Origin of the sequence: Amycolatopsis sp. NPDC059027 (assembly GCF_042739735.1) — a bacterium.
In the GTDB taxonomy this organism is placed as follows: Bacteria; Actinomycetota; Actinomycetes; order Mycobacteriales; family Pseudonocardiaceae; genus Amycolatopsis.
On the sequence record NZ_JBHYIK010000016.1, the window covers coordinates 100,309 to 104,957 of the forward strand.

The following is a 4,649-nucleotide window of genomic DNA, read 5'->3' on the forward strand; positions in this document are numbered from 1 at the left end:
TCCGCGCCGGTGGGGTCTTCGCGCGCGAGTTGTTCGAGGACCCCTCGGCCCGGGGGCGCGCCGCGCGGCGCCCCCCGCCCGGGCGGCTCCGCGGGCCCGCCCCCGCGGCCCCCGGGCCCCCCCCCCCGCAACTCGGCCGACACCGCCGCGAGCACGCCTTCCATGATCCCGAGGGCGACCGCCGAGCCGAGCCCGAGGAACCACGGTAACGCGAGATCGAGCACGAGGTCGGCGCCCGCCCCGCTCTCGCCGAGCCGGTTCGTCTCGGGCACCCGCACCGGATCGGCCCGCACCGTGGTGGCCGCGCTCGCGCGCAAGCCGATCCCGCCGCGGTCGGCGGGGACCAACAGCCCCGGCGCCTGGCCCGGCACGAACCACAACGTCGAAGCGCCCCGCCCGCCGGACGGGCGGCTCGACCAGACGTAACTGTCCGCCTCGCCGGCGGAGATCACCCACGCCTTGCGCGCGTACAGATCGACGACACCGCCGTGCCCGCGGGCCGTGCCCTCCGGGCTCAGGAACAACCGGTCCGGCCCCGCGTCGAACACGGCGAGAGTGGACAAATGCCGCCCCGCCGCGAGGTCGGCACGCACCTCGGGGGTGCCGTGGACGTCGAGCACCGCGGCCGCCGCGAAATGCGACCGGAGCACGGTCGCGGTCCCGGCGCACGACACCGCGACCCGCTCCACCACCCGCGCCGTCTCGGCCAGGCCGTGCCCGCCGCCACCGAGCCTGCGGGACGCGGGCATGCCGAGCACTCCCTTACGGCCCAACGTGGTGACGGCGCCACGCGGGAACCGGGCCAGCTGGTCCGCGGTCGCCGCCGCCGGGTCGACGGCGCTCGCGACGATCCTGGCGACCTCCTCGGACAGGGACATCGGACACTCCTTGTGGAGAGCGGTTCAGTGCGAGCCGGCCGGGACGGGCTCGGCGATCGTGGTCCGGTTGAGCAGTCCGATCGCCGCGTGCACGTGACGCAATGCAGGGGCGGGCACGCCGGTGAGCCCGGCCAGCTCGACGACGGCACCGATGATCGCGTCGATCTCGAGTGGCTTTCCCGCCTCCAGGTCCTGCAGCATCGACGTCTTGTGGTGCCCGACGCGCCACGCGCCGTCGATGCGTTTCTCCACCGAGACCCGCGGATCGCTCCCGGCGGCGTGGGCGATCTCCAGCGTTTCGGTCATCATCGTGGCGACCAGCGCGCGGGTGTCGGCGTGCTCGCACATCTGCGCCATCGTCGCCCTCGTCAGCGCGCTCAGCGGGTTGAACGCGACATTGCCCATGAGCTTGATCCAGATGTCGTCGCGGATGCGGGGTTCCACCGGGGCCTTCAGCCCGCCCGCGATCATCGCCTCGCTCAAGGCGGTACAGCGCTCGGAAACGCCACCGGCCGGTTCCCCGAGCGAGAACCGGGTCCCCTCCAGATGCCGGATCACGCCGGGACGCTCGATCACCGTCGAGCAGTAGACGACACAGCCGATCGCGCGCCGGAGTTCGAGGACCGCGCTCACCGCGCCGCCGGGATCGACGGTCTCGACGCGGCGGTCTTCCAGCGGATGTCCGGCCAGGCCGTGGAAGTACCACCACGGAATGCCGTTCTGCGCGGCCACCAGCGCCGTCCCGGGGCCGAGGAGCGGGGCGAGCAGCGGTCCCGCCGTGGCGTAGGAATGTGCTTTCAGGCCAAGGAGGACGTAGTCGGCCTGGCCGACCTCCGCCGGATCGTCGGTGACGTGCGGCGTGGCCGAGAAGTCACCACGTGGACTGCGCACGCATACCCCGTGCCTGCGCATCGCGTCCAGATGGAGTCCCCGCGCGATGAGATGGACCTCGACCCCACCGCGGTGCAGTGCCGCACCCACGTACGCGCCGATCGCACCGGCACCGAGAACAGCCACCTTCATGATGAGCCTCCCGTCACAAGTGATTGCATACAGTATCCCGTCGACGCTACGTTTTCCATACCGCCGAACGCGGAATCGCTCCAGGTCGCCGGGCCGCGGCCGCGCGGAACCACCACGGCGGCAGAGATCCACCAGCCCGGTCATCCCGGGCGTTTCCGGCGATTACGGACCGCGTTTCTGATTGGTCCTTTTTGGTTGACTCGGGACGATCCGGACCAACTTCCGGGATTTTGCATACCAAAGGTTGTATTCTGAGGGCATTCCGCTCTTCATTCCCGAACGAGGTGCACCGTGACCCAGCCCGTCTCGCCCCTGCCCGACCGAGGGCCGACCGGACGCCGCACGGCGAAAGGATCCCTCAGCGGGTCCGCGGCCCGCCGTGTCGAGCGTCCGGCCCCGCTGCGCCAGGTCGTGTACGAGGCGCTGGCGGAGCTGATCGTCAACCGCACCCTCGAGCCGGGCCAGCACCTCGTCGAAGCCGACCTCGCCGAGTACCTCGGAGTCAGCAGGCAGCCGGTTCGCGAGGCGCTGCAACGGCTTCAGACCGAGGGCTGGGTGGACCTCCGTCCCGCGCAGGGCGCGTTCGTGCACCTGCCCACCGACGAGGAGGCCGACCACCTGCTCGGCGTACGTACCGTGCTGGAGGCCTACTCCGCGCGGCTGGCCGCCGGTGAAGCCGGCCCCGACGACGTGAAACGCCTGTGGGAACTGCACAAGGAGGGGCTCGCGGCGCTGGACGCCGACGACATCGAGGGTGTCGTGGCCGCCAACTCCGCCCTCCACGCGTTCATCACCGAACTGTCCGGCAACTCGGTGCTGGCGGAGATGATCGGGCTCGTGGACCGGCGGGTGCGCTGGTACTACACCCCCATCGCCCGGCCACGGGGGCAGGACGCCTGGCACGAGCACGCTCAGCTGATCGAGGCCATCGCGGCGAAGGACGCTGTCGTCGCGGAGGAGATCATGACCCGGCACACCGAGCGCACCCGGCAGGCATTCCACGAGAGGCCCCAGGAGGGACCTCAGTCCTGAGATACCGAAGGGTGGGGTCCTGGATGGAGTTCAGGCCGGTCAGGACCCCGCCGCCGCGGACGGACGAGCGAGGAAGTCAGGACGCCCCGCCGGATCCGTTCCGTGGCGTGGGCGGCCTGGCTGTCGCAGGAACAGCGTCAGCACGGCGGAAAGCAACGCGATACCTCCCGCCAGGATGTACGCACCGTTGTAGCCCCACGCGCTGATCACCGCGGCAGCCAAGCCGCCCCCGCCGACACCGCCGACGAGTTTCGCGCTGTACACCAGACCGTAGTTCGAGGCGTTGTTGTTCTCGCCGAAGTAATCCGGCACCAGGGAGGCGAACAGCGGATAGAAGGCACCGCCGCCGAACCCGGTCAGGAACGCGAACACCATGAACAACGGGAGGTTGTGCGTGTTGCCGCTGTAGAGCACGCCGAACTGCGCGGCCGCCGCGATCACCAGCACGATGGTCAGCGTCTGCCGCCGTCCGATCCGGTCGGAGACCCAGCCCACCACCGCGCGGCCGGTACCGTTCACAATGGACAACACCCCGGCCGACGACGCCGCGACGAACGGGCCGAAATGGCTCTCCTTCGCGAAGTCGACCTGGAAGTTGATCCCGAACAACGAGACGCCGCCGATGATCACCAGGCTGAGCCACATGAGCGGCAGCATCCCGGTCCGGATCGCCTCCATCGGGGTGTACTGCCGGACCGCGGGCGGGTTCTTGGCCAGTCCCTTGGCCCCGCTCCTGTTCCTGGCCCAGGCGATCGGGTCGACCTCCTTCGGCCACCAGCTCTTCGGCGGGTCCTTGAAGAGGAATCCGCACAGCGCGACCACGATCAGCATGTAGCCGCCGATGACGTCGAGCACCACCGAGTAGTTGTCGTGGGTGAGGAACGCGCTGAACAGATAGATGAACGGAACCGCGCCATAGGCGAATCCGCCGTTGACAAAACCGGTCCGCGCCCCGCGTTTCTCCGGATACCATTTGCCGACCATGTTGATACAGGTCGCGTACACGAGTCCCGCGCCGGTACCGCCGAGAACCGAGTACCCGATGAACGCGAGCGCCAGGTTCCCGCTGTGCGCGATCGTGAAATAGCCGATCCCGCTGCAGACCGCGCCGGCGAGCATCGCCGTCTTCGCCGAGACGATGTTCTTCTCACGCAGGCGTCCCGCCGGGAACGCCACCCCGGCCTGGAACACCGCCCAGATACTGGCCAGCCAGAACGCGTCGGCCAGCGACCAGCCGTATTTCTGTTCGAGGGTGTCTTCCACTGCGCCCCAGCCGTATTCGAAGACACTGACCGCCATCATGGCGACCCAGGGCAACCAGACCATCCACCCACGGGAACGGCCCATGATGTCGTGGGGACTCTCCCCCACCCGGTAGATCCTTCCGTTATCGTCGGCTATCTCCTGATAGGTCGGTGCGGCTGCGGTCATAAGAGTTCTCTTTCGTCACCGTTGACTACTCATTCCCTTACGTTTCGTGTCCTGCCCGCCGCACACCCCGCCCGTGTGCGACCACGACTCCTTTTCTCCGCAGCGCGCGTCAAATGTCCGGCAACATACCTCCTCCTTTCTGCTCCGGGAAGGGCCCGAGCGGGCCGCGAAACCGTGGGGGGGGGGGGCCCCCGGCCGCCCCCCCCCCGCGGGGGGCAGACCCGCGCCCCCCCCCGCCCCCCCCCCCCCCCCCGAGCGCCCCCCCCCCCCCCCCCCCCCGCGGGA

At 69.9% G+C, this 4,649-nt stretch carries 4 protein-coding genes; 1 reads left to right on the forward strand and 3 read right to left on the reverse strand.

The annotated features are described in order from the left end of the window. On the reverse strand, positions 1 to 878 hold an 878-nt coding region (locus tag ACFWY9_RS13680), incomplete at its 3' end, for an acyl-CoA dehydrogenase family protein (RefSeq protein ID WP_378338981.1). Positions 879 to 902: 24 nt separating this feature from the next. Further along, positions 903 to 1,901, reverse strand: coding sequence for a 2-dehydropantoate 2-reductase (locus ACFWY9_RS13685; RefSeq protein ID WP_378338982.1), 999 nt, complete (start codon positions 1,899 to 1,901; stop codon positions 903 to 905). 291 nt (positions 1,902 to 2,192) lie between these two features. Here ACFWY9_RS13685 and ACFWY9_RS13690 point away from each other — a divergent pair, with 291 nt between their 5' ends. Next, positions 2,193 to 2,933, forward strand: coding sequence for a GntR family transcriptional regulator (locus tag ACFWY9_RS13690; RefSeq protein WP_378325384.1), 741 nt, complete (start codon positions 2,193 to 2,195; stop codon positions 2,931 to 2,933). A gap of 39 nt (positions 2,934 to 2,972) precedes the next feature. Here the strand turns inward: ACFWY9_RS13690 and ACFWY9_RS13695 are convergent, their stop codons facing one another. Beyond that, positions 2,973 to 4,364 carry an OFA family MFS transporter gene (locus ACFWY9_RS13695; RefSeq protein ID WP_378325383.1) on the reverse strand — a complete coding sequence of 464 codons (1,392 nt, stop codon included), beginning with the start codon at positions 4,362 to 4,364 and terminating at the stop codon, positions 2,973 to 2,975. Positions 4,365 to 4,649 lie beyond the last annotated feature (285 nt).

Excerpts from the sequence above, each read along its gene's own strand:
- ACFWY9_RS13695 (WP_378325383.1), bottom strand. The coding sequence starts at position 4,364 with ATGACCGCAGCCGCACCGACCTATCAGGAGATAGCCGACGATAACGGA.
- ACFWY9_RS13685 (WP_378338982.1), bottom strand. The coding sequence starts at position 1,901 with ATGAAGGTGGCTGTTCTCGGTGCCGGTGCGATCGGCGCGTACGTGGGT.